Origin of the sequence: Mangrovibacterium diazotrophicum, from assembly GCF_003610535.1 — a bacterium.
Lineage (GTDB): Bacteria > Bacteroidota > Bacteroidia > Bacteroidales > Prolixibacteraceae > Mangrovibacterium > Mangrovibacterium diazotrophicum.
The window spans coordinates 1-1,263 of sequence record NZ_RAPN01000009.1; the positions used below are offsets into that span (position 1 = coordinate 1).

At 44.1% G+C, this 1,263-nt stretch carries 1 pseudogene; it reads right to left on the minus strand.

Features of this window, described 5'->3' with window-relative positions:
• Positions 1–1,263, minus strand: a pseudogene (locus BC643_RS23460) (hypothetical protein); the annotation flags it as partial.

Here is a 1,263-nt window from a genome sequence, read left to right on the forward strand (position 1 = left end):
GACTGCCGGAGCAACTTTATCTTCGACTGTTACAACTGCAGTGCATGTTGATACGTTTCCGTTGACATCAGTTACAGTCAGTTCAACATTATTGGTTCCGACGTTATCACAAGTGAATGTGTAATTATCGATTACGCTGGAAGCAATACCACAAGCATCTGATGCTGATTTTGTAACATCGGCTGCGGTGATGGAAACATTGCCTGTTTCATCCAGCTGAACGGTGATGTTCTGGCATTCGATAGCCGGGGCAACTTTATCTTCAACGGTAACAACTGCTGTGCAGCTTGATACGTTTCCGTTGACATCCGTTACCGTCAGTTCAACATTATTGGGTCCGACATTATCACAAGTGAATGTGTAATTATCGATTACGCTGGAAGCAATACCACAAGCATCTGATGCTGATTTTGTAACATCGGCTGCGGTGATGGAAACATTGCCTGTTTCATCCAGCTGAACGGTGATGTTCTGGCATTCGACTGCCGGAGCAACTTTATCTTCGACTGTTACAACTGCAGTGCATGTTGATACGTTTCCGTTAACATCTGTTACTGTCAGCTCAACATTATTGGTTCCGACGTTATCACAAGTGAATGTGTCATTACCAATTACGCTGGAAGCAATACCACAAGCATCTGATGCTGATTTTGTAACATCGGTTGCGGTGATGGAAACATTGCCTGTTTCATCCAGCTGAACGGTGATGTTCTGGCATTCGATAGCCGGGGCAACTTTATCTTCAACGGTAACAACTGCTGTGCAGCTTGATACGTTTCCGTTGACATCAGTTACAGTCAGTTCAACATTATTGGGTCCGACGTTATCACAAGTGAATGTGTAATTATCGATTACGCTGGAAGCAATACCACAAGCATCTGATGCTGATTTTGTAACATCGGTTGCGGTGATGGAAACATTGCCTGTTTCATCCAGCTGAACGGTGATGTTCTGGCATTCGACTGCCGGGGCAACTTTATCTTCAACGGTAACAACTGCAGTGCATGTTGATACGTTTCCGTTAACATCTGTTACTGTCAGCTCAACATTATTGGTTCCGACGTTATCACAAGTGAATGTGTCATTATCGATTACACTGGAAGTAATACCACAAGCATCTGATGCTGATTTTGTAACATCGGCTGCTGTAATGGAAACATTGCCTGTTTCGTCCAGCTGAACGGTGATGTTCTGGCATTCGACTGCCGGAGCAACTTTATCTTCGACTGTTACAACTGCAGTGCATGTTGATACGTTTCCGTT